The sequence below is a fragment of the Solibacillus sp. FSL W7-1464 genome, from assembly GCF_038004425.1.
In the GTDB taxonomy this organism is placed as follows: domain Bacteria; phylum Bacillota; class Bacilli; order Bacillales_A; family Planococcaceae; genus Solibacillus.
This window is the reverse complement of the sequence record NZ_JBBORC010000001.1, coordinates 1337353-1359435: the sequence shown is the minus strand read 5'-3', so window position 1 is coordinate 1359435 and position 22083 is coordinate 1337353. Positions and strand designations below refer to the sequence as shown.

Below are 22083 nucleotides of genomic sequence, written 5' to 3'. Positions count from 1 at the left end.
GATATAAAAATTACAAAAATATCCTTTATCAACCAAAAATGTAATATAAAAAAAGCTGTCATTTAGGAATAATCCTCATGACAGCTTCATATATTTTCTTTTACATTATCGTAGCTTCCGGTTCGTATGCGATTATTTCTTTAATTGTATTGCTTTCCCCCATAATGGCAACAGTCGGATGATGTTCGGCGACTTCATTATTATCCACATACACGTAGGAAATTATGATGACTATATCACCTTTTTGAACAAGACGTGCCGCTGCTCCATTTACGCAAATAACCCCTGAACCGCGTTCGCCGGCAATAATATACGTCTCAAAGCGCGCACCGTTGTTGTTATTGACAATATGGACCTTCTCATTTGGCAGCATCCCGACCGCATCCAAAATATTTTTATCAATTGTAATGGAGCCTACATAATTCAAATCTGCCTGTGTCACTTGGGCACGGTGGATTTTACTGTTCATCATCATTCTAAACATGGATTATTTCCCCTTTTAACGAAAAGATTAAGTTATCGATTAAACGTGTTTTACCAATATAAACGGCAGCTGCAACAACAATTTGCTCCGTCTGATCATCGACTTCCTGTAAATCCGGGTAGGATAGGATCATCAAATAATCCACATGTCCATCTGTGTTGTGATGTATTACTTTTTTTGCCAGTGAAATGGCCGATTCCACACTTCCTGATTCCATCAGTTCTCTTTTCGCCAGTTGGAGCCCCTGCTGAATTGCAGGTGCCTGAGAACGTTCTACAGCAGACAAATATACGTTGCGGCTTGATTTGGCTAATCCATCCTCTTCGCGTACAACCGGCACGACACGGATCGTCACCGGGAAATTGTAGTCGCGTACCATTGTTTGAATGATCGCCACTTGCTGGGCATCCTTTTGTCCGAAATAAGCACGGTCCGGCTGCACTAAATTAAAGAGCTTCGCTACGACTTGCAAAACCCCGTCAAAATGGCCAGGTCGGCTCGCTCCGCATAAAATATGCGCCTGCCGTCCTGCACGAATGGAAATCCCTCCATTATGCGGATACATTTCCTCTACAGATGGTGCAAAAATATAATCAACCCCAACAGATTTTGCAAGTTCTGTATCGCGTGGCAAATCCCTCGGGTACGATTCGTAATCTTCATTTGGTCCAAATTGGGTTGGATTAACAAATATACTCATGATGATAAGATCATTTTCGCTGCGTGCATTTGACGCCAATGTTAAATGTCCTTCATGTAAATAGCCCATTGTCGGGACTAGACCGATTGATTGCCGATTGTACTTCGCCATTTGGACAACTTCACGCAACTCGGCTATTGTTGTTAATACGTTCATTATTTTACGCCTCCGTAAAGCTCGATCAGCTCTGTTTCTTTCATTGTGAAACTTTGTTGTAATGTCGGGAAAGCACCTGATTTTACTGCATTTGTATATTTCGTAATCCCCTGCTCCACCTCATCGCCCACTTGAGCAAATGCTTCAACAAATTTCGGGATGTGATGTTTACCGTATTGCAATAGATCATGAAATACAAGTACTTGACCATCTGCTTTTACACCTGCACCGATGCCAATCGTCGGTATGGTTAAATTATGCGAAACAACCTCCGTCAACTGATGCGGAATACATTCCAGTACGACCGCACATGCACCAGCCTGTTCAACAAGGAAAGCATCCTTTATTAATTTTTCCGCCTGCTCTGCAGTTTTCCCTTGCACTTTATAGCCGCCAAGTACTCCTGCCGATTGTGGCAGCAATCCTAAATGGGCCACAACCGGGATACCTGCATCGGTCAGCTTCTTAATTACAGGTATAATATCATCTGCACCTTCAACTTTTACGGCATTTGCATTTGTTTCCTGCATCATTTTTACAGCGGTTTTCAATGTTTCGTTAACATCTCCGTGATAAGAGCCAAATGGCATATCGACGACGATAAACGTATCCGGTGCACCGCGGCGAACCGCTTTACTATGGTGGATCATATCTTCTACCGTTACACGCATTGTTGACTCATAACCCAATACGACCATCCCGAGGGAATCCCCGACAAGAATCATATCAACACCCGCCGCTTCGGAAAATTTCGCTGCCGGATAATCATAAGCTGTAATCATGACAATTTTCTCGCCTTGCTCTTTCATTTTTAAAAACTGTGCTGTTGTTTTCATGTTCTTCCTCCTTAAGTGGAAAGAAAACAAAAATACCCTTCTATCTAAAATTAGACAGAAGGGTAGTACCATACGTAAATTCAATACATTTCATACTTTAAATGGAAATATAATCGGACAATAGTATAAAATGAATTTATTTATGCGCGTTTTCTTCCGTCTCTGTCCTGTGTAGATCAAAGCAGATTTTTTTTAGTGTTGGCTAGCAGTTGCAGGTACAGTTCTATGAAGATACTGTCCTAGAGCTACTATAACAAGTTTGGAAGAAAACGTACAGAATAAATAATTACTGTAAAAGATTTTTTCAACTAGGTATTTATGATAAAAGTTCAATGTCAGCAGAGTAAATGCCTTTAATTTCCCCGTTTGCCTGACGGATTTCCAGGACACCGCTCTCAGTAATACTGACAGCTTCCCCTTCAACAACTTCACGCAGTGTTGTTGCTTTAACTTGTTTTCCGATCGTCCCCGAAGACTTTTCCCATAGCTGTTTTATTTGACTAAAGCCATTTTTAACGTATTCGTCACCGTATTTCTCCAAGGCTTCAAGCACATTCGCGACGAAATGCACACGTTCAACGGGCTCTCCTTCTTCAATCGCAATTGAAGTTGCAATCGACTGCAGCGATTCTGGAAAATCACTCTCCTGCTGATTGACATTGATGCCGATTCCAATTAGCAATGCCTGGATTCGATCAGCCTCAGCTACCATTTCAGTCAAGATTCCCGTTGTCTTTTTACCATTGACCAAAATATCATTCGGCCATTTGATTTCAGGTGTGAAATTTTTAAAACATGACTTCATCGCTTCAACAATGGACACAGCAGTAACCAAAGTAAATTGAGGGGCCTGGTGCGGGGCAATATCGGGGCGAATGATGACGGTCATCCAAATTCCTTGCCCTTCCGTTGATTCCCACTCCCGCATCATACGCCCTCGCCCTGCAGTTTGATGCTCCGCAATGACAACCGTGCCATCCGGCGCACCAGCTCGGACAAGTTCATGCGCAACAAGCTGTGTCGACTCGACCGTTTCATAATAGTGAACTTGACGGCCATAGCGTTCCGTCGTTAAAAATTGCTGCAATTGACCCATATCCACTTTGTCCGGTACAGATAGCAGTTTATAGCCGCGCTTTTTAACTGTTTCAAACTCATAGCCCTCCTGCTTCAATGTTTGCATATGTTTCCATATTGCTGTTCTAGAAACATTTAGCTCATCCGCGAGCACTTGACCGGAAATCGGTTCTCCATTTGCAGTCAAAAACCGTTTCAAAATTTCATCCTTCATCGTGAAATGCATAAAACCATTCCTTTAATTGTTGTTTATCATTGTATACTTTCCCGTTTAAGACCGCTTCAACTGCTGCATCAAGCGTCTGTTTAATCCAGCTTCCGCGCTTTTTCGAAGACCATTCCAGCAAGTCTTTCCCTGTAATTGCGAGCTCATGCACATGCTGAATTGGCAATGCATCTTTTCGTGCCGCCAACTCTTCGTAGCTCAATTCAAGTTTGCGATTTTGCCAGATAGTGAACTGGCAGGCTGTTTTGAGAGTCATTGAGTCAAAGTGCATTAGATCACCAAGGCTTATCCCATTCTGTAGACTTTCATAAGCATCCAACACCGTTTTTACGAAGTGCTTATCCTTATTTGAACAGCGGTACTTCGTAAGGAGCGTCACATCGCTGCCGTTTACTAAACAGAAATATGCCCAGCCGACTTGGCGGTCTTCCGAACAATATCGTGCCCATTTAGAAGCTGCAAAATCGCCATACAAATAATCGCCCAATGTCGTTTTTTCCATGTATTCAATGCCGAATGATGCATGAGAAGAAGTAAAGATCTTTGAAAGCTCCACTTGAATGCGCTCGATTGAAACATATTCAATTGAAGATGCTTTTTTTCGGATTGCTTCGAATGTATTTTCCTCGATCGAGAAGTGAAGCTGTGCAGCAAACCGTACAGCACGCAACATTCGGAGAGCATCTTCTTCAAAACGTTGAGCCGGCTCTCCTACCGCACAAATAACTTTGCTGTCGATATGTTGGCGGCCATTGTAATAATCGATGTATTCTCCCGCTTGACTAAGGGCCATCGCATTCATGGTAAAATCACGGCGTTTTAGATCCTCTTGTAAATTTCGCACGAACTCGACAGAATCCGGACGGCGGTGGTCACTGTAAGTCGACTCGGTCCGGTAAGTTGTCACTTCAATCGGTTCCCCGCAGTCCAATACAATGACCGTACCATGAGCGATTCCTACATCGATTGTTTTGGAAAAAATCGTTTGGATCTCTTCAGGCAATGCACTTGTTGCGATATCGACATCATTATTTTCCTTTTTTAAATAATAATCCCGTACCGCTCCTCCTACAATAAATGCTTCAAAGCCGGCTTGTTCAATCTTTTTAATGACTTCCTTTGCCGCTTGCCATTGTTGTGGAATCATTCTTTTTTTCAGCCACTCTTTCATAGATACGTTCATATTGTTCAACCATTTTCGTTTCATGGAACTGTTCGCGTACAGATTTTAGTGCAGCTTCTTTGAAAGCTTGATGTTTTTCTTCATCCTGCAGCAGTTCAACCGCATAGTCCGCTACAGCCTGCGTATCTCCAAGCGGAACCAAATAGCCGTTCACACCATGAGTAATCACTTCCGGAATCCCGCCAATCGCTGTACCGATACCAGGTACTCCGCATGCCATAGCTTCCAGTAAAACAAGCCCGAATGATTCTTTTTCTGAAAGCAACAGTTTCAAATCACTGATTGCAAAAAGTTCTGTAATATTTTCCTGCTTACCTAAAAACAACACATCATCTGTATACGGTGAATCTTTTACCATATCTGTGACACGGTGTTTTTCAGGTCCATCCCCGACTAATAATAATTTGGCCGGCATACGCTCACGAATCTTCAAAAATGAATCGACGATGTCCGGCAGATTTTTTATTTTACGGAAATTCGAAATATGGATAACAACTTTTTCATGCGGTAAAATGCCAAATTGCTCTTTTAAATTTCCAGGGTCTACAGGCTTAAACACATCCTCATCGACGAAGTTAAAAATTGTCTCAATCGGTTTCTTCGTATCGATTAGAGCATATGTTTGCTGTTTTAACGACTCCGAAACTGTCGTCACTGCATCGGAACAATCAATTCCATACTTGATTGCCTGCGCTAATGTTGAATCTTCGCCCAAAACAGAAATGTCTGTTCCGTGAAGTGTTGTGACGATGCCGAAGTTCTCACCGCTCATATGACGGGCTAAAACTGCACAAACCGCATGAGGAATCGCATAATGGACATGCAGTAAATCCAGTTTTTCCTCTTTCACAACATCAGCCATTTTACTTGCTAATGCAATATCGTATGGTGGGTACTGAAATACCGAATAATTATTCACTTCCACCTCGTGGAAAAACACATTTGAATAAATTTTATTAAGTCGAAATGGCACACTTGATGTAATAAAGTGAATTTCATGTCCTCGTTCTGCCAACATTTTGCCTAACTCCGTTGCGATAACTCCCGAACCTCCAACTGTCGGGTAACATGTAATACCAATTTTTAATTTTTTCATTCGGCTCCCCATCCTTTCAACAATACGATTTTAATTTTCTTCAAAATGATTCTGCATTTATAAAGTAAAATTGACTGTCACTTTATTTTCTGCGCTCTTCTAAAACGCGCCAGTCAACAAAACCTTCCTGAAGCCCTTTTAATATAATTTCCGCTGTCCCCATGTTTGTCGCAAGCGGTATGTGATACAGGTCACATAACCGTACTAGTGCCATAACATCCGGTTCGTGCGGCTGTGCAGTCAATGGATCGCGGAAGAAAAATACCATATCCATATCGTTATTAGCGATCATCGCACCGATTTGCTGATCTCCCCCTAATGGACCCGATCGAAACTTTGTAATCGGTAAACCTGTTTCGGCTTCAATCATTGTGCCCGTCGTGCCTGTTGCATATAAATCGTGTTCTTTCAAAATATCGCGATAGGCAATCGCAAACTGAATTAAATTATCCTTTTTTCGATCATGTGCTATTAATGCGATTTTCATAATTATCAACCCATTTCTAAATGATGTTCTCTAATCCGTAGATTAATGTATTGGTTCTCATTACTTCTTCAATACTAAATGTAACACCGCTCATAAAGCTTCCGCGATTTAAAGAATCATGGCGAATCGTTAACAATTCACCAGTACTGCCAAACAAAACTTGCTGGTGCGCAACTAAACCTGGAAGTCTTACTGAATGGATATGCATGCCGTCAATGTTTGCGCCTCTTGCACCAGTATGTGTTTCCTTTTCTTCCGGATGTCCTTGCTTTTTCGCCTTACGGACTTCACTGATCATTTGAGCTGTTTTAATGCCTGTACCAGATGGCGCATCAAGCTTTTGATCATGGTGCATTTCGATTATTTCCACATCCGGGAAATATTTTGCGGCGTCTTTGGCAAACTTCATCATTAATATCGCACCAATCGCGAAGTTCGGCGCAATAATACAACCTAATTGTCTTTCTGTTGCCATTTGCTGCAGTTCTTCAAGTTGTTCATCTGTAAAACCTGTCGTCCCTACAACTGGACGTATATTATGTAGTAAAGCCTGTTTTGTTCGTTCATAAACACAAAGCGGATTTGTTAGATCCAAAAGCACATCCGGTTTTGTCTCACGCACTAGCTCGACAAAATTCGTGTAAATCGGAACTTCATAATGATCCGGAAATTCTTCGAGCAAGCCTAGTGATGTACCGACTTCTTTATAATCAAGTGCCGATACTAGTTCCATTCCGTCATTTTTCATAATTGTATGTACTGCTTCTGTTCCCATTTTGCCTCGTGCACCGGCAATTGCTACTCTGATTGTCATACTGAAAAAACTCCTTTTTACTGTTAGTTGCTTTTTATCCTTGTTTAATAAATTTGAGTAATAGGATGCGGCAATATTGCGTTCATCCATATTGTTGTCAAATAGGCCAAAATCAAACATAATAAACAATGTAACCTTTTTTCTGCTCCAACACATATATTTTTACTCAACCGATTTTAGGAGGTTTACTATGCAAGGAATAAAAATACAGAATATCATCGGAATTCTTATCGGTTCCGCGATATTCAGTTTCGGTTTTGTCCACTTCAATATGCAAAACCAGCTGGGTGAAGGTGGATTTAGTGGTATTACACTTATTTTATATTTTACACTAAATTGGGACCCAGCATTAATGAATTTACTATTAAATATTCCAATGTTTATTTTAGGCTGGCGTTTACTAGGAAAAAAATCATTTATCTATACGATCATCGGTACACTTAGCGTATCTGTATTCTTGAAAATCTTTCAAATTTACGAAGTCGATATGAACTTGCAGGATGATCTATTCCTTGTATCATTGTTTGCTGGGGTATTTGTCGGTATCGGCTTAGGGATCGTGTTCCGATTCGGCGGGACAACCGGCGGGGTCGATATTCTAGCTCGACTTTCGAATAAATATCTTGGTTGGAGTATGGGGAAAACGATGTTCGGCTTTGATTTTTTTGTCATTATTCTTTCCTGGATGACGTTTTTGGATGCCCGTTCGATGATGTATACATTAGTAGCCGTGTATGTAGGCGGCCGTGTCATTGATTTAGTGCAGGAAGGCGCCTATTCGGCAAAAGGTGCGTTTATTATTTCAGTAAAGTCCGATGAAATCGCAAACTTAATTACGAATAACATGGATCGTGGCGTAACCGTTTTTGACGGGCATGGACATTTTACGAAAGAGCATCGGGATGTTCTGTACTGTGTAATCGGCCGAAACGAACTCGTCCGCCTAAAAAATATCGTCCATGGCGTCGATCCGCATGCATTTGTTTCCATCATGGACGTCCGTGATGTAACTGGAGAGGGCTTCACACTGGATGATAAAAAACAGCCTCTTCATTAAGCTAAATAAGTTATTTTATCTATCGTTGCAATGTCCGTCGGTTTCGATTGCGGGCTGACGCACGCCGCGGGAGTCTGCCGCCCTCCATTTCAATCAACTCGCTTTTAGTCAAAGTGAACCTAACTTATTTTAAGAAGAGGTTATGAAGAGGTTATGATTCATTCTTAAACATTGATCCAAACAAAAAAGTCATTTTCCACAATGGGAAAATGACTTTTTCTAATTTCTATTAAATATTAATCTTCCGAATTCATGCCTGTATAAATCAGGACTAAACGCAATAGCTCCATTACTGCTACAGCTGCTGCTGCAACGTATGTCATTGCCGCCGCATTTAAAACTTTGCTTGCAGAGCGTTCCTCGGAATTATTGATAATACCTAAAGATACGACTTCATTCATCGCACGTTTGGATGCATCGAACTCTACCGGCAATGTAATTAATTGGAACACAACACCTGCCGCTAATAACACGATACCTAGTAATAATAATGATGGAATTGAACCAATCATACCAATAATTACAAAAATCCAAGACATATTCGATGAAATATTAGCAACCGGCACCAATTTCGAACGTAATGTTAAAAACGAATAAGCTTCCGCATGCTGCATCGCGTGACCAACCTCGTGCGCTGCTACAGCTGTACCGGCGATTGAAGAATTGTGGTAGTTGTCCTCAGACAAGGCAACCGTTTTAGTTGCAGGATTATAGTGGTCAGCCAAAAACCCTTGAGTCGGTACTACACGAACATCAGTTAAACCATGTTGATCTAAAATATAACGTGCTACTTGAGCACCTGTCATTCCTTTTTCAGCTGAAACTTTAGCAAACTTTTTGTACGTACTTTTCACCTTCATTTGTGCGTAAATTGGTAACAGCAAAATGATGATAAAGTAAATAATATACATCACTATTATCGAACTCCCTTTCTATCTCTTTCTATTCTTTAATTTTAAAGGCTTTCTAGTCTTGTTGCAAATATTCCCGCTTACGACTTTCAAGAAAAGCAAAGATTATACATGCCATCGAAAGCCAAAAAGTGAAGTATCCAATCTCGCTTGGATACTGGTAAATGACTCTGTAAAATGGCATTTGTCCAAACAAATAGTCGATTATATCGTTATGCAATGTCCAAACAGCCGCAACCAGCACGTGCCACATTTTAAATCGGTAATTCGGTAAATACAAAACAGCCTGTACTGCCATTAAAAAATGTGAAGCAACGAGCATCCATCCGTCCGCTCCCAACTGTCCATTCTCTGCAAACGTCAGCAGATTCATCGCAACTGCCCATAATCCATATTTAATCAACGTGATAAAGGCAAGTACTTCCATTAATCTGAAATTCCTGCCGATCAGCCAGCCAATAATGGCAAAACAGAAAAATAAGCTTGCAGTGGGCGAATCCGGTACGAATATATAGTAGATCGGTTCGGTTATTGCCAACTGCCCTCGATACCAGTAATAGCCGTACACTGTGCCTAGCAAGTTAATTATAAGCAGTAAGGTTAAAAAGGCACGATGGTTTAATACGTACCATAATTGCATCATATATGCTTTCATTTGTTCACCTTTTTCTTATTCATTCTTCTTTAATCCGTATTATGTATTCTGTGCAACTAAACCAAATATTGTACGTCTTTTATTATATATGTTCTTATTTGTTACGCAAGCATACAATGCAAACCGCAACTAAAGGAAAATTAAAAAGAGAGTCAATATTCTGACTCTCCAGTGTAAAAAATTATTCAGCTTCTTTTAATCCTGCGATGAATTCAGCTAATACTTGAAGTTCTTCCTCTGTACCTGAAAATGCTCCAGCAGGCATACCGCCACGCCCATTCACAATTACATCGTGAACCTCTTCGGCTGTTAACTCATTGCCAAGAAGCATAGGACCGGATACTCCTGCCAGGTCTCCACCATGACATCCTATACATGATGCCTGGGCCTGATAGATTTCATAACCTTCAGACGTTTCATCTACTTCAACATCCGGAAGTAAGCCTAGATGTTTATCCGTAATTTCACCTTGTGCATGAACTGCTTCCCAGTTAGTCGCCTGAACAGATTCCCATGTTGTATAAATAAGTGCTGCTATTGCCAACAACATAAATGCTGTCGGTAATGGTCGTTTAAATGGTCGACGTTCAGGTGTTCGATCTAAAAATGGCACTAATGCTAATGCACCAAATGCAATACCCGGAATAACCATTGCGCCAATGACGTTATATGGACCAGATGCATAAGAGTATTTTAATAGCTGGTACATTGATAGGAAGTACCAGTCTGGTAACGGTATATACGATGCATTTGTTGGATCTGCCGGACCTTCAAGTGGTGAAGGATGTGCGACAGTTAATAGTAAGTAACCGATCAGGAAAACTGCACCAACCATCCATTCTTTTAGTAAGAAGTCAGGCCAGAAAGCTTCTGTTTTCCCCGGATACTCGGAATAATCTTTTGGCACATTCGGCATACGGTTACTCGCTTTTACACGTGAGTCACCTACGAATTTCATACCTTTTCCGCGTTGCATAGTGTCCCCTCCTTAAAAAATAGTACAATTAGTATCGGATCATAGAGGTCCTGAAATACCTTGGCGGCGGATCATAATAAAGTGAACTGCCAATAAAGCAAATAATGCTGCCGGTAAGAAGAATACATGAATGGCAAAGAAACGAGTTAAAGTTTGCGCCCCGATAATCGTGGAATCCCCAGCTAGTAATATTTTTATTGTCTCACCTATAAACGGAACAGATGCAGCAATTTCGATACCTACTTTAGTCGCGAATAACGCTTTCATATCCCATGGTAATAAATAACCTGTGAAACCTAAACCTAACATAATGGCAAAGATACCTACACCAACTAACCAGTTTAATTCACGCGGTTTTTTATATGAACCTGTGAAGAATACACGAAGTGTATGTAAGAACATCATAACAATTACTAAAGATGCCCCCCAATGGTGCATACCACGAACGATTTCACCGAATGCTACTTCGTTTTGTAAATAGTAAACTGATTTCCAAGCATTCTCTACATCCGGTACGTAATACATCGTTAAGAACATACCTGATAGAATTTGGATTACTGTAATAAAGAATGTTAATCCCCCGAAACAGTAAACGAATGCTGAAAAGTGATGGGCAGGGTTAACGTGCTCTGGCACTTCATGGTCGGCAATATCACGCCAAATAGGAGTAATATCTAAACGTTCATCGACCCAATCATAAATTTTATTTAGCACTGTGTCGTACCCCCTAACTTATTTAGTTACTGTGTGTGTTAGCGATTTTTTTCCCAAGCATTAAGAAACCATCATTTTCTGACACTTCATACATATCCAGTGGTCCAAGAGGCGGTGTACCTTTAACGTTAACACCTGTTTTTTCATAGCGCCCCGCATGACATGCACAGAAGAACTGATTTGCGTGTTCTGGATTACCTTCCCAGTTTACAGTACACCCTAAATGCTTACATACAGGTGAGATTGCGATGATTTCGTCACCTTCTTTGTAAACCCAAGCAGCATCTGCTACTTCTGATTTGTACCAACCATCCGTCTGTTCATACGAGAAGTCCACTTTTACCGGAACTTCTGTAATTTCGGCAATTTTTTTGCTTGTTTGTACAAAATCTCCATCTTCTTTTGACTGAAGAATTGGGTCAATAGCAAAACGTACCATTGGCATTAACATTCCTGCCGCCATAAATCCACCTACACCAGTAATTGTATAAGTTAAAAATTGACGTCTTGTAACTCGATTCCTACTCATCCTTTTCCCCCCTCTTACTAAAAGGTCAGTCCAACGGACATATACTTTTAAAAATAGTAAATAACTAGGACATATCTATGATATATCAACTGAATAAGTTGGTCAATATAGCATTCATTTCCAAAAGTGTAGTTTGTGAACATTTAATGAAACAAATGTAGCACAAAAATGCTCGTTAAACCCAAATTTTCGTAAAAGTCGGGAGGACTTGTTTCAGCTGATCTTCCAATATTCTCTGCTTGACACTCTGTTCCATGGACTCTAACGGGATAGACGGAAGCCAAATAATGTTTAAATATTCTTTATATTCGGTCCATGAATGGTCACAGGTAATAAAGACCACTGCTCTAAAACCTGCTTCCTTCAATTCTTTTTCCATTGTTGCCGGGATATTATCTGACTTCGTTCCCATTGTATATGAAAAGGGGGGTAATAATAGTAGACGACCTTTAAATTGCTGTTCTATGAAGTTCGTCAACGTCATTAAATATTCTGATGCAGAACTGCTCTGCTTCATTCCATGATCCGTAAAATCCAATTGTACGAGCGGGACAATCGCCGTATCTATAAATTGCTTTTGTGCCTGAAACTGTTCTACATCTTTTACAATAAAGTTCATATTCTTTCCTCCTAGTACATTTAAAACTTCTGAAAATAGGAAAGAAGTAATTTTTTTATAATGTTCAAAATTACTTCGTATGCTTTAATGCTTGCAATAAATTAGATAGCTCGAAAAAACGTTCTTTATTACCGGAATCCAGCGCTTCATCAATTTCTTTTAATAGCTGCTGTTCCTGAAATTCCACCACACTATTCTCCAGCAAACGCTCTGCTGCCAGACGATCTTTTTCACTGATAAATAGATCGGCAGGGACATACGGGTTTTCCTCAAGTACCGCCAAATAGAGAGGATCAGGCGGTACACTAGGGAAGTTCAGCTGAAAATAAATCGCTTCTTGTGCATTAATTCGTAAATCATGAAATGCTTTTTCAGCATCGGATGTCATAATATTTTCTTTATAAAATCGGAATGGTATACTCGTCGTTTCAATTGTCGACATAACAATGGAACGCGGACAATAATGTGCTTCATCAACGAAGTGAACGTTTTGCAATAAGTCATTATTACTTAATAAGTAATTTAAAATCCATACACCTTCACGTCTTTTTAACTGAAAATTTTTCAAAAACCACCTGATAAACAACTTTTTGTCATTCAGTGGTACGGAATATGTCAACATGCAATCCTCCCTTTACTCAAAGCGTTCTAATAAATCAGTCCATTGCTGTTCAGAAGGCTGTAATTGGACAAGTCGCTCTGCAATTTGTTTTGCTTCATCACGCTTGCCGTCCTCAACTAAAAACAGGAAATATTTCTCTAAAAACTCAACATCATCGTTAAATTCATTATATGCCTCTTTATAAATTTCGTATGCTTTTTCGAACAGTTCTTCTTCATTATAAGCATTGGCCACAAATGGATATAATGCGACCCATTCGAACTCATTTTGATGCAATTGTTCATATAGTGAAATAATTTCTTCATAGCGTTGTTCCGTACTATAAACAGACATTAATACTAAAATTGCTTCCATATATTCCGGATCCAGAGCGATGGCCTCACTTAAAAATTCTACCGCTTCCTGTTGTTTGCCGTTTTTTATCGCCATTTTTCCTGCAAATAAATAGAGGGATTTATCGTATTCGTCTCGTTTTAGACCCTCTTTAATAACTTTTAAAGCACGCTCATTATCCTCAAGCATTGCATAGCTTTCTGCCAGCAGTAGATAAGCAGAGAAATAATCAGGGTCCAACTCTTTTAAATCTTCCAGCTGTTTTATAGCTAGTTCATATTTTGTCGTCTGGAAAGCTGCATATGCCGAACCAAACAGCAAGTCAGCTGTAACTTCTTCTTCAAGTGCTTCCATATAATAATCCAGGGCCGTCTCATAGCCTGCACCTGCACGGTAAACTTCCGCAAGACGTTGGGCTAATATTATACCAGCAAACTTTTTATCAATTGCATAAAGCTCCTCATATATTCGAACAGCCTCTGTAAAACGTCCTGTTTCAAATAATAATTCTGCTTTGGCAAATTGCAGTAAGGGTTCATGCGGTAAAATTTGCAACGCATCATTAATCCGTTGTTCCGCCACTTCAAATAACCCCTGCATCTGATAATAGTCCGCCAATACTAACAGCGCTTGAGGATATTCCGGTGCGTCATCGGCTATTCCCATTAATAAATCAAGGGCATTATCCTCTTCACCAAGCTCAATCAGAACACTAGCGCGATCGATTGAAATTTGCGCTTCCTCAGGAAATAAAAATTGCAGATGCTCAAAAACGCGGTCTGCTTCGTTTAAAAATCCGTAATGCATAAGTGCTTCAGCTACTTCATATTGTGCTGCGGGTTCAGCATCCATTAAAAAAGATTCAAGAAGTCGGTTAATCTCCTCTAAATTGCCTTCTTGAATCGCTTGTAGTAATAGTTCCATGTGTATTTCACCTTTTTCTTTTGTTCTCAATATTTATGCTACATGACTGAATGGTGCTTCTCAAGGAAAAGCTTTAACATATAACATTTTTTTATTGAAATCAAGCATTTCAACCAATATCAGGTTAGTAAAAAAAATTGTCCCTAGCTATACAACTTCAACTAGAGACAACATAATGTTCTTTTAATTATTTTCATATAGTATACACGCGACTTCATGTTCCTCTGACAGTTTCGTCATTCCAATACCTTCTTTTTTGCAGTCTTCCATCGCGAATGGACAGCGTGTATGAAATGGGCAGCCCTGTGGAGGATTTGATGGATCCGGAATCTCGCCTTTCAGTATAATTCTTTCAACTTCTTCATTAGGATGGCTTTTAGGAATGGCAGAAATCAACGCCTGGCTGTATGGATGTTTTGGATTTGAAAATAATTGCTCCTTTGTGGCCACTTCTACGATATTGCCTAAATACATCACGGCTATTCGGTCACTTACATGCCGAACTATATTTAAATCATGCGATATAAATAAGTACGTTAAATCATACTTTTCCTGAAGTTTCTTTAATAAATTTAGTATTTGTGCCTGAATGGATACATCCAATGCTGAAACAGGTTCATCCAACACGAGAAATTTCGGCTTCAAAACAAGCGCACGTGCAATGCTTATTCGTTGTCTTTGCCCTCCAGAAAATTCATGCGGATATTTTGATAAACTTTTTTCTGTCAGTCCAACATTTTGAATAATTTCTTTTATCTCCTGCTCCGCTGCTTTACGATTCGATAGTTTATGTGTCAAAAGTGGCTCCAAAAGTAACTGTTTAACGGTCATACGGGGATTTAGGGAACTATAAGGGTCCTGAAAAACAATCTGAATATCACGACGCAATTCCCTAAATTGCGAGTTTGATAATTCCACGATGTTTTTTCCGTTGTAGATTATCGCTCCATCAGTAGGTTGCAGCAATCTCAAAATCATTTTACCCGTAGTTGACTTTCCACAGCCACTTTCACCTACTAAGGCAATCGTTTCATTTTTGTATATAGAAAGCGAAATGTCGTCTACCGCCTTAATGTGCCCAACCGTTTGCTTGAAAAGCCCTCCTTTAATAGGAAAGTATTGCTTAATATTTTTTAATTGCAAGATTGGCTGCTCATTCATTATTTTCGACTCCTTCTGCAAATAACCAGCATTTCGCAAACTGTGTTTCCGTAATCTGTATTGGTTTGGGGGAGGTACTCCAGCATTTATCCATCACATGAGGACATCTTGATGCAAAGCGACAACCTTCAGGAAATTCATCTGGTGTTGGGACATTGCCGGGTATTGAATATAATTCTGCTGATTGATCACCTATACTGTGAACGGCTTTTAATAGTCCCTTCGTATATGGATGCTTTGGCTGATCGAATATTTCCTGGACCATACCCTGTTCAACAATTTCACCAGCGTACATGACCGCCACATCTTCACAAATCTCTGCAATAACTCCTAAATCATGTGTAATGAGAAGTATCGTTGTATTAAACTGTTTTTTCAAATCTTTCATCAAATCCAGTATTTGCGCTTGTATCGTTACATCCAATGCCGTAGTTGGCTCATCTGCAATCAATAGTTTCGGTTTACATATCAATGCCATCGCAATCATGATTCGCTGACGCATTCCCCCGGATAGTTCATGCGGGTAGTTATTCAGTACCTTTTCAGGTCTAGATATACCAACTGATTTCAACATTTGCAAAGATTGTTCATACATTTCATCTTTTTTAAGCTTTTGATGGAACTTTAATACTTCAAACAGTTGATACTTTATAGTATACATCGGATCAAGAGCAGTCATAGGCTCTTGGAAAATCATCGATATTTCATTTCCTCTAATTTTACGGATATGATGTTTTTTTAATTCCAGTAAATTTCCCTTTGATAAAAAATTGATTTCCCCGTCAATGACAGATAGTTTATCTGCAAGTAAATTCAATATTGCCAATGAAGTTAAACTTTTACCACTGCCAGATTCCCCCACAATACCGTAAGTTTTTCCTTCCTTCAGTTTTAAACTTACATTTTTAACGAGGGGTTCAATATTATTATGTTTATCTAACGAAATGGTTAAGTTTTCAATTGATAATAGATTCTCCACTGCTTTCACCTCTCAATCGTTCAAATCGTTTCCACGGATTTCCATTGGAAAATGCCACTTTTCCCATTACAACTTCTTTTTTTGCTCCCGTAGCGATTGGCAACTGATTAGGAATTCCCAGCATTGTGTTATATCCGAAAATGGCAAAAGCAATCGCTTCTTTCCACACGCCAGGCACACCTATTTCATCTAGCCTGGAAACCTTAATTTGAGGAAAAGCTTCTTTTAAAAGCTGCATTAAATAAGAGTTTAGACTTCCACCACCATTGATATAGATTTCCTTTAGCTCATCCATTGGCAGATAGCTTTCATAGCTTCGTTTTATCGTTTGTACTGTATAAGCAGTTAATGTTGCAATACGGTCTTCATCAGAACAATTTCCCATCATTTTTAAACAGTCATTTAGGTAATCTTCGGTATAGAGCTCTCTACCCGTTGTTTTTGGCAATGGCAGTGAATAATAAGAATGATCCAACCACTTTTCAATAATCTCATATTGAATCTTCCCCTTACGTGCAATTTCCCCATCATTGTCAAAGTTTTTCTGTCCATCTGTTATTATCTGAACGGCTCTATCGATTAAAACATTTCCCGGACCTGTATCAAATGAAATAACATCATCACTGCCACTTGGAGGCAGGTATGTTACATTACCGATTCCGCCGATGTTCTGAATAGCTCTCCCTGCGTTTTTATCCTGAAGAAAAGCCATATCGAAATAAGATAACAGTGGGGCACCCTGCCCGCCTGCCGCCATATCCGCAGTTCTGAAATCACCGATAACGGGTAGTCCCGTCAGTTCCGAAATATATGAAATATCTCCAATCTGCAATGTAGATGGCACTTCATAAAACTCTGTTCCACCTGAGGGTACATGAAAAATAGTTTGACCATGTGAACTGATAAATGAAATCAAATTTTTATCGATATTATGACGATTAATGAAGTTATTAATATGCTCCCCAATAAATTTCCCCAAATAAGCATTCATCATTGTGATTTTAGATATAGTGGCTGTATTTTCATGACAGATTTCACTTAACTTTCTTTTGAAGTAAATCCCATAGTCAACCATATCACTGGCTACTATATGTATCTCTTTCTTTTCATCATATAATTTTAAATCTATCATTACGATGTCCAACCCATCCAGAGAAGTACCTGACATTACACCAATTCCATACATAACTCATTCCTCCTTAAGAAGTATCGTGATGGCTTTATCGATTTGTTGATTGGAACTTATCAGCGCTTCCTTACATTGTTCTATTGAAGCATTTGACTTGTAATGAACAATGGATAAGCGAATGTTATAATCCGTTTCTTCCAATAATCGCATTCCTTCATTATCATCTATATTTGTGAATTTCCTCAAAATTGTTAAGGCGCGTCTACGTAACTTCTCATTTGTCGCCTGTACATCAATCATAATATTGCTGTACACTTTATTGTATTTAATCATCGATGCCGTACTCAGCATGTTCAAAACCATTTTTTGCGCAGTACCCGCCTTCATTCTTGTTGAACCGGCAATGACTTCCGGACCTGTATTTACTTCAATGACTGTATTCGCAAACTGAGCAATTTCACTATTGGTGTTACAGGCAAGTGAAACAGTATAGGCTCCTATCCCATGTGCATACGAAAGTGCAGATTTCACATAAGGTGTACGGCCACTGGCTGCTATTCCTACCACGACATCTTTAGCCGTCAAACCTTTACTAACTAAATCCTTAATGGCCTCCTGTTCACTGTCTTCTATATTTTCGACTGCATTTGTTAAAGCATTTGTCCCCCCAGCAATAATGCCCTGTACTAATGTATTTGGTACATTGAATGTAGGCGGGCATTCCGAAGCATCCAGCACACCTAATCGGCCACTTGTCCCTGCCCCTATATAAAATAATCTACCTCCATTTTGAAAAGCTTCGACGATTTTTTCCACTGCTTTACTAATAGAAGGAATTTCGTTCCGTACTGCATTTGCTATAGTCGCATCTGCATCGTTTATCCACTGCAATATGGTTGTTACGGATTGTTTATCAATCCATTCAGTTGCAGGATTTAATGCTTCTGTAGTAAGAAACTCAGTCATGTCAGCACTCCTTTATTTCATCTTAGGATCTAAAATATCTCGTAAACTATCTCCTAACAGGTTGAAACAAAATATTGTAAATACGATTGCAACCGTTGGAAATACTATTGTCCATGGAGCAAATTCCATATATGTCCGACTTTCATTTAACATACTTCCCCAAGATGGATTTGGTGGTTGGACTCCTAAACCTAAAAAGCTTAATGCTGCTTCCGTTAAGATTGCACCCGACAAAGCTAGTGTCACCTGAACGATAAACGGTGCTAAAATATTCGGTATTACATGTCTTATAATTATTTGAAACGGCTTTACACCAATTGCTACAGCGCTCTGAATATACTCATTTTCCTTTACTGAAATCGTTGCTGCCCGTACCGTTCTCGTAAATACCGGCGTAAATACTATCCCTATCGCAATCATCGTATTGGTAATATTCGCACCAAGCACAGCTACAATCGCAAGAGCCAGTAAAATATCCGGAAAAGCGAACAATATATCCATGATTCGCATAATGAAATTATCTACTTTCCCTTGGAAATAACCACTAAGCAACCCGAAAATCAATCCAAGCGATGCCCCGATTCCTACCGCGATGACACTTACCTTTACCGATACTTGTGCACCGTATAAAATACGTGAAAATATGTCTCTACCAAACTCATCCGTTCCGAAAAAATAACTGCTATTTGGTGACTCTAAAATATGTTTTGTAAACATTTTATCTGGCGGGAAAGGTGCAATAATTGGCGCAAATATACTGATAATAACGACAAGAATAATTCCGATTGCTCCTAATAGCCCGATTCGATCTTTCACTAATCGATTTGCAAATCCTTTCATGTTTTCACCTCAAACCATTATTTGTAATTTATCCGCGGGTCTAAATAAGCGTATAATATATCCACGATTAAATTGACCATAACAAAGACGAATGAAATAAATAGGACACTTCCCTGTACAACGGTTAAGTCACGTTGTGTGATGCCTGTTAATACATACTGTCCCAATCCCGGTAATGAGAAGATCTGTTCAATTATGACCGCACCACCAAGTAATGTACCGATTTGCATACCGATAATGGTTAAGATAGGAATTAATGCATTCCTTAATGCGTGATTTAAGATCGTCACCCGTTCTTTTGCACCCTTCGCACGGATTGTTCGGATAAAATCCTGCCTCAAAACTTCCAGAACGGTGGATCGGGTCATTCTCATAATTGCAGCTGCCATCGTCGTACCAAGTACTAGTGCCGGAATAAGCATAATTTCCAAGTTTTTTATTGGGTCTTCGAATAATCCGGCATAGCCTATAGGTGGACTGTAATTAAAAAATAAAGCCAGTATCAGAATCAATACAGTGGCAAAGGCAAAGTTCGGTATCGAAACACCTAATAATGAGATGGCACGCACGGTAATATCTGTAGCACCATTTCGTTTAACCGCTGCCAATACACCCAACGGTATTGAAATTAGCCAAGATATAATAGCCGCTAGAATTGTTAATTCGAACGTCAATGTGAAGCGACTTAAAATTTCCGGAAATACATCCCGGCCATTTCTCATCGATTGACCAAAATCTCCTGTAAGAACTCCACCCATCCAATTCATATATTGTTTAATGTAAGAATCATTCAGCCCAAATTTATTACGTAATGTTTCTAAAGATTCCGGTGTTGCATCCGTACCTAATATTGTTTGCGCTACATCTCCCGGCACGACTCGCATCATTAAGAAAATAAAAATAGAAACACCAAACAACACAGGCACAAGCATAAATAGCCGCCTTAAAATATAGCTTGTCATGTATCGATTTCATCTCCTTATTAAAAAATAGAGTGCTAGTGTATTCCCTACCACTCTATTCATAGCTTATTTTATTCTTTTACTGCTGAATTGAAATCTGATGCATTATGAGGATATGGCGTATAACCCGCAACATTTTTTCGAACAGCTACATAATTTTTTGGAGAAACTAAAAATAAATTTGGTGATAAATTAATCAGCATTTCCTGTGCTTCTGCATAAATTGTTTTTCGCTCTGCCGGATCAGTTGTTTCCAACCCTTTTACTACAATCGAATCATAGTCTGCGTTCGCAAAATTCCAAACGTTTGCAGAACCTGTTGAGCTGAAGAAGTAATTTAACGCACGGTCAGGGTCAATACCCGATGAGTTACGCCCTATTAAAATATCGGCAGTCTTATTGCTCCAAGTATCAATATACTCGCCCCACTCAATTTGCTTAATCGTGGCATTTACACCGATTTCCTTCCATTGCTGCTGTAATAATTGGGCTGTATCCACCATATCCGGATAACTTGAAGCCGTTGTGATTGTTATATCAAAGCCATTTGGATGACCGGCTTCTGCTAACAAGGCCTTCGCTTTTTCAATATTCAATTTATAAAGGTCAAGTGCAGCTACATCTACTGACCAATCTCCCATCGATGGTGCCACCGGACCTGAGATTAATCCTTCACCACTCCAAACTATATCAAGAATCTCTTGACGATCTGTTGCTAAACTTAGTGCTTGTCTTACTTTCTCATCATCCAATGGTGCCTTTGCATTATTAAATCCTACATAGCTATATTCCAATGATTGGTACGGAATGATTGATAAATCTTCATTATTTTCCAATAGTTTTGTGGACTTGGCTGAAATCGTTGTAAAATCGATCTCGCCTGTACGAATAGCAGATAAACGAGTTGATTCTTCTGTCATTGTATAGAATGCCAGTTTTGCGGCTTTCGGTTCGCCTTCTACATGGTAATCTTCATTTTTAACTAATGTAACATTGTTGTCTGGTACCCATTGTTGAAGTTTAAAGGCACCTGTACCATCAGCGTTTTGCTGTAAATCTCCATTTGCTTCCACTGTTTCTTTAGGAACTACTACCGCACTCGCATGTGTTAAGTTAGAGAGGAAGGTAGCTTGTGGTTTACTTAATGTAATTTTCACTTCATAGTCCCCTACAGTTTCAATCGAAGCCACATCAGCAAAATATGAACGAATATGGGAAGCTGTGTTTTCATCAATAATACGTTCAAAACTGTATTTCACGTCTTCAGCCTTCATTTCACGACCATTGTGGAATTTAACGCCTTCCTTTAATTTAAATGTATAGATTGTGTCATCTTCCAGAGTCCAATCAGTTGCTAGACTTCCTATAATATTCATATCCTTATCAAACGTAAGTAAGCCTTCGTATATTTGTGAATAAATTCGTGTAGATGAAGCAGCCGGTACTTTATGAGGATCTAACCCGGCAGGCTCTTGGTCATTTGCAATTTTAAGTTCACTCTCTGTTGCTGAATTTTCTGAAGTTGCCCCACCATCAGTAGCAGGTTCTGATTCTGTTGAATTATCTGCATCATCGTTTGAGCATGCTACTAAAACGATTGTCAATAATATACTGACAAACAAAAATAAATACTTCTTCATTGAAACC

Annotated in this window: 24 protein-coding genes; 1 reads left to right on the top strand and 23 read right to left on the bottom strand. The window is 39.4% G+C overall.

Going from position 1 to position 22083, the window contains the following annotated elements:
• Positions 1–100: 100 nt before the first annotated feature.
• From panD to dapB, 8 genes are all read right to left on the bottom strand, one after another.
• Positions 101–484, bottom strand: coding sequence for an aspartate 1-decarboxylase (panD, locus tag MKZ25_RS06530; protein WP_340800776.1), 384 nt, complete (start codon positions 482–484; stop codon positions 101–103).
• On the bottom strand, positions 477–1340 hold the full coding sequence (gene panC, locus MKZ25_RS06525; protein WP_340800775.1) for a pantoate--beta-alanine ligase: 864 nt from the start codon (positions 1338–1340) through the stop codon (positions 477–479). Before panC ends, panD begins: the two co-directional genes overlap by 8 nt.
• Entirely contained in the window at positions 1340–2176 is an 837-nt protein-coding gene (gene panB / locus MKZ25_RS06520; protein ID WP_340800774.1) for a 3-methyl-2-oxobutanoate hydroxymethyltransferase, read from the bottom strand. Before panB ends, panC begins: the two co-directional genes overlap by 1 nt.
• Before the next feature lie 316 nt (positions 2177–2492).
• Positions 2493–3479, bottom strand: a complete 987-nt coding sequence (locus tag MKZ25_RS06515) for a biotin--[acetyl-CoA-carboxylase] ligase (RefSeq protein ID WP_340800773.1) — start codon at positions 3477–3479, stop codon at positions 2493–2495.
• Positions 3457–4662, bottom strand: a complete 1206-nt coding sequence (locus MKZ25_RS06510) for a CCA tRNA nucleotidyltransferase (protein ID WP_340800772.1) — start codon at positions 4660–4662, stop codon at positions 3457–3459. The genes MKZ25_RS06515 and MKZ25_RS06510 overlap by 23 nt, the downstream gene beginning before the upstream one ends.
• Positions 4586–5758, bottom strand: a complete 1173-nt coding sequence (bshA, locus tag MKZ25_RS06505) for an N-acetyl-alpha-D-glucosaminyl L-malate synthase BshA (RefSeq protein WP_340800771.1) — start codon at positions 5756–5758, stop codon at positions 4586–4588. The genes MKZ25_RS06510 and bshA overlap by 77 nt, the downstream gene beginning before the upstream one ends.
• A gap of 82 nt (positions 5759–5840) precedes the next feature.
• The gene (gene mgsA, locus MKZ25_RS06500) at positions 5841–6245 is read right to left on the bottom strand and encodes a methylglyoxal synthase (RefSeq protein ID WP_340800770.1); all 405 of its coding nucleotides are present in this window, start codon (positions 6243–6245) and stop codon (positions 5841–5843) included.
• 16 nt (positions 6246–6261) lie between these two features.
• Entirely contained in the window at positions 6262–7059 is a 798-nt protein-coding gene (gene dapB / locus MKZ25_RS06495) for a 4-hydroxy-tetrahydrodipicolinate reductase (protein WP_340800769.1), read from the bottom strand.
• Positions 7060–7249: 190 nt separating this feature from the next.
• On the opposite strand from dapB, the gene MKZ25_RS06490 reads away from it, so the two are divergent.
• Positions 7250–8116, top strand: a complete 867-nt coding sequence (locus tag MKZ25_RS06490) for a YitT family protein (protein WP_340800768.1) — start codon at positions 7250–7252, stop codon at positions 8114–8116.
• Positions 8117–8352: 236 nt separating this feature from the next.
• Here the strand turns inward: MKZ25_RS06490 and MKZ25_RS06485 are convergent, their stop codons facing one another.
• The 15 genes from MKZ25_RS06485 to MKZ25_RS06415 form a co-directional block, all read right to left on the bottom strand.
• Entirely contained in the window at positions 8353–9027 is a 675-nt protein-coding gene (locus MKZ25_RS06485; RefSeq protein ID WP_340802981.1) for a zinc metallopeptidase, read from the bottom strand.
• Between the two features lie 55 nt (positions 9028–9082).
• Positions 9083–9682, bottom strand: a complete 600-nt coding sequence (locus MKZ25_RS06480; RefSeq protein ID WP_340800767.1) for a DUF1405 domain-containing protein — start codon at positions 9680–9682, stop codon at positions 9083–9085.
• 181 nt (positions 9683–9863) lie between these two features.
• Positions 9864–10658: a menaquinol-cytochrome c reductase cytochrome b/c subunit gene (locus MKZ25_RS06475; protein ID WP_340800766.1), complete on the bottom strand. Its 795-nt coding sequence runs from the start codon at positions 10656–10658 to the stop codon at positions 9864–9866.
• A gap of 39 nt (positions 10659–10697) precedes the next feature.
• On the bottom strand, positions 10698–11372 hold the full coding sequence (qcrB, locus tag MKZ25_RS06470; protein WP_340798150.1) for a menaquinol-cytochrome c reductase cytochrome b subunit: 675 nt from the start codon (positions 11370–11372) through the stop codon (positions 10698–10700).
• A gap of 22 nt (positions 11373–11394) precedes the next feature.
• Positions 11395–11901: a QcrA and Rieske domain-containing protein gene (locus MKZ25_RS06465; protein WP_251688852.1), complete on the bottom strand. Its 507-nt coding sequence runs from the start codon at positions 11899–11901 to the stop codon at positions 11395–11397.
• A gap of 175 nt (positions 11902–12076) precedes the next feature.
• A complete protein-coding gene (locus MKZ25_RS06460) occupies positions 12077–12520 on the bottom strand; it encodes a YpiF family protein (protein WP_340800765.1) in 444 nt (147 codons plus the stop codon).
• 70 nt (positions 12521–12590) lie between these two features.
• Positions 12591–13139, bottom strand: a complete 549-nt coding sequence (locus MKZ25_RS06455) for a ReoY family proteolytic degradation factor (protein WP_340802980.1) — start codon at positions 13137–13139, stop codon at positions 12591–12593.
• 15 nt (positions 13140–13154) lie between these two features.
• Positions 13155–14399, bottom strand: a complete 1245-nt coding sequence (locus tag MKZ25_RS06450; RefSeq protein WP_340800764.1) for a tetratricopeptide repeat protein — start codon at positions 14397–14399, stop codon at positions 13155–13157.
• Between the two features lie 183 nt (positions 14400–14582).
• Positions 14583–15560 (bottom strand): ABC transporter ATP-binding protein, encoded by a 978-nt coding sequence (locus MKZ25_RS06445; protein WP_340800763.1) that lies wholly within the window; start codon positions 15558–15560, stop codon positions 14583–14585.
• Positions 15553–16539, bottom strand: coding sequence for an ABC transporter ATP-binding protein (locus tag MKZ25_RS06440; RefSeq protein ID WP_340800762.1), 987 nt, complete (start codon positions 16537–16539; stop codon positions 15553–15555). Before MKZ25_RS06440 ends, MKZ25_RS06445 begins: the two co-directional genes overlap by 8 nt.
• A complete protein-coding gene (locus MKZ25_RS06435; protein WP_340800761.1) occupies positions 16517–17725 on the bottom strand; it encodes an anhydro-N-acetylmuramic acid kinase in 1209 nt (402 codons plus the stop codon). The genes MKZ25_RS06440 and MKZ25_RS06435 overlap by 23 nt, the downstream gene beginning before the upstream one ends.
• 3 nt (positions 17726–17728) lie before the next feature.
• Positions 17729–18634 (bottom strand): N-acetylmuramic acid 6-phosphate etherase, encoded by a 906-nt coding sequence (gene murQ / locus MKZ25_RS06430; RefSeq protein ID WP_340800760.1) that lies wholly within the window; start codon positions 18632–18634, stop codon positions 17729–17731.
• Positions 18635–18646: 12 nt separating this feature from the next.
• Positions 18647–19474, bottom strand: coding sequence for an ABC transporter permease (locus MKZ25_RS06425; RefSeq protein ID WP_340800759.1), 828 nt, complete (start codon positions 19472–19474; stop codon positions 18647–18649).
• Between the two features lie 17 nt (positions 19475–19491).
• Positions 19492–20436, bottom strand: a complete 945-nt coding sequence (locus MKZ25_RS06420) for an ABC transporter permease (protein WP_340800758.1) — start codon at positions 20434–20436, stop codon at positions 19492–19494.
• Between the two features lie 71 nt (positions 20437–20507).
• Entirely contained in the window at positions 20508–22076 is a 1569-nt protein-coding gene (locus MKZ25_RS06415) for an ABC transporter substrate-binding protein (RefSeq protein WP_340800757.1), read from the bottom strand.
• Positions 22077–22083: the final 7 nt, after the last annotated feature.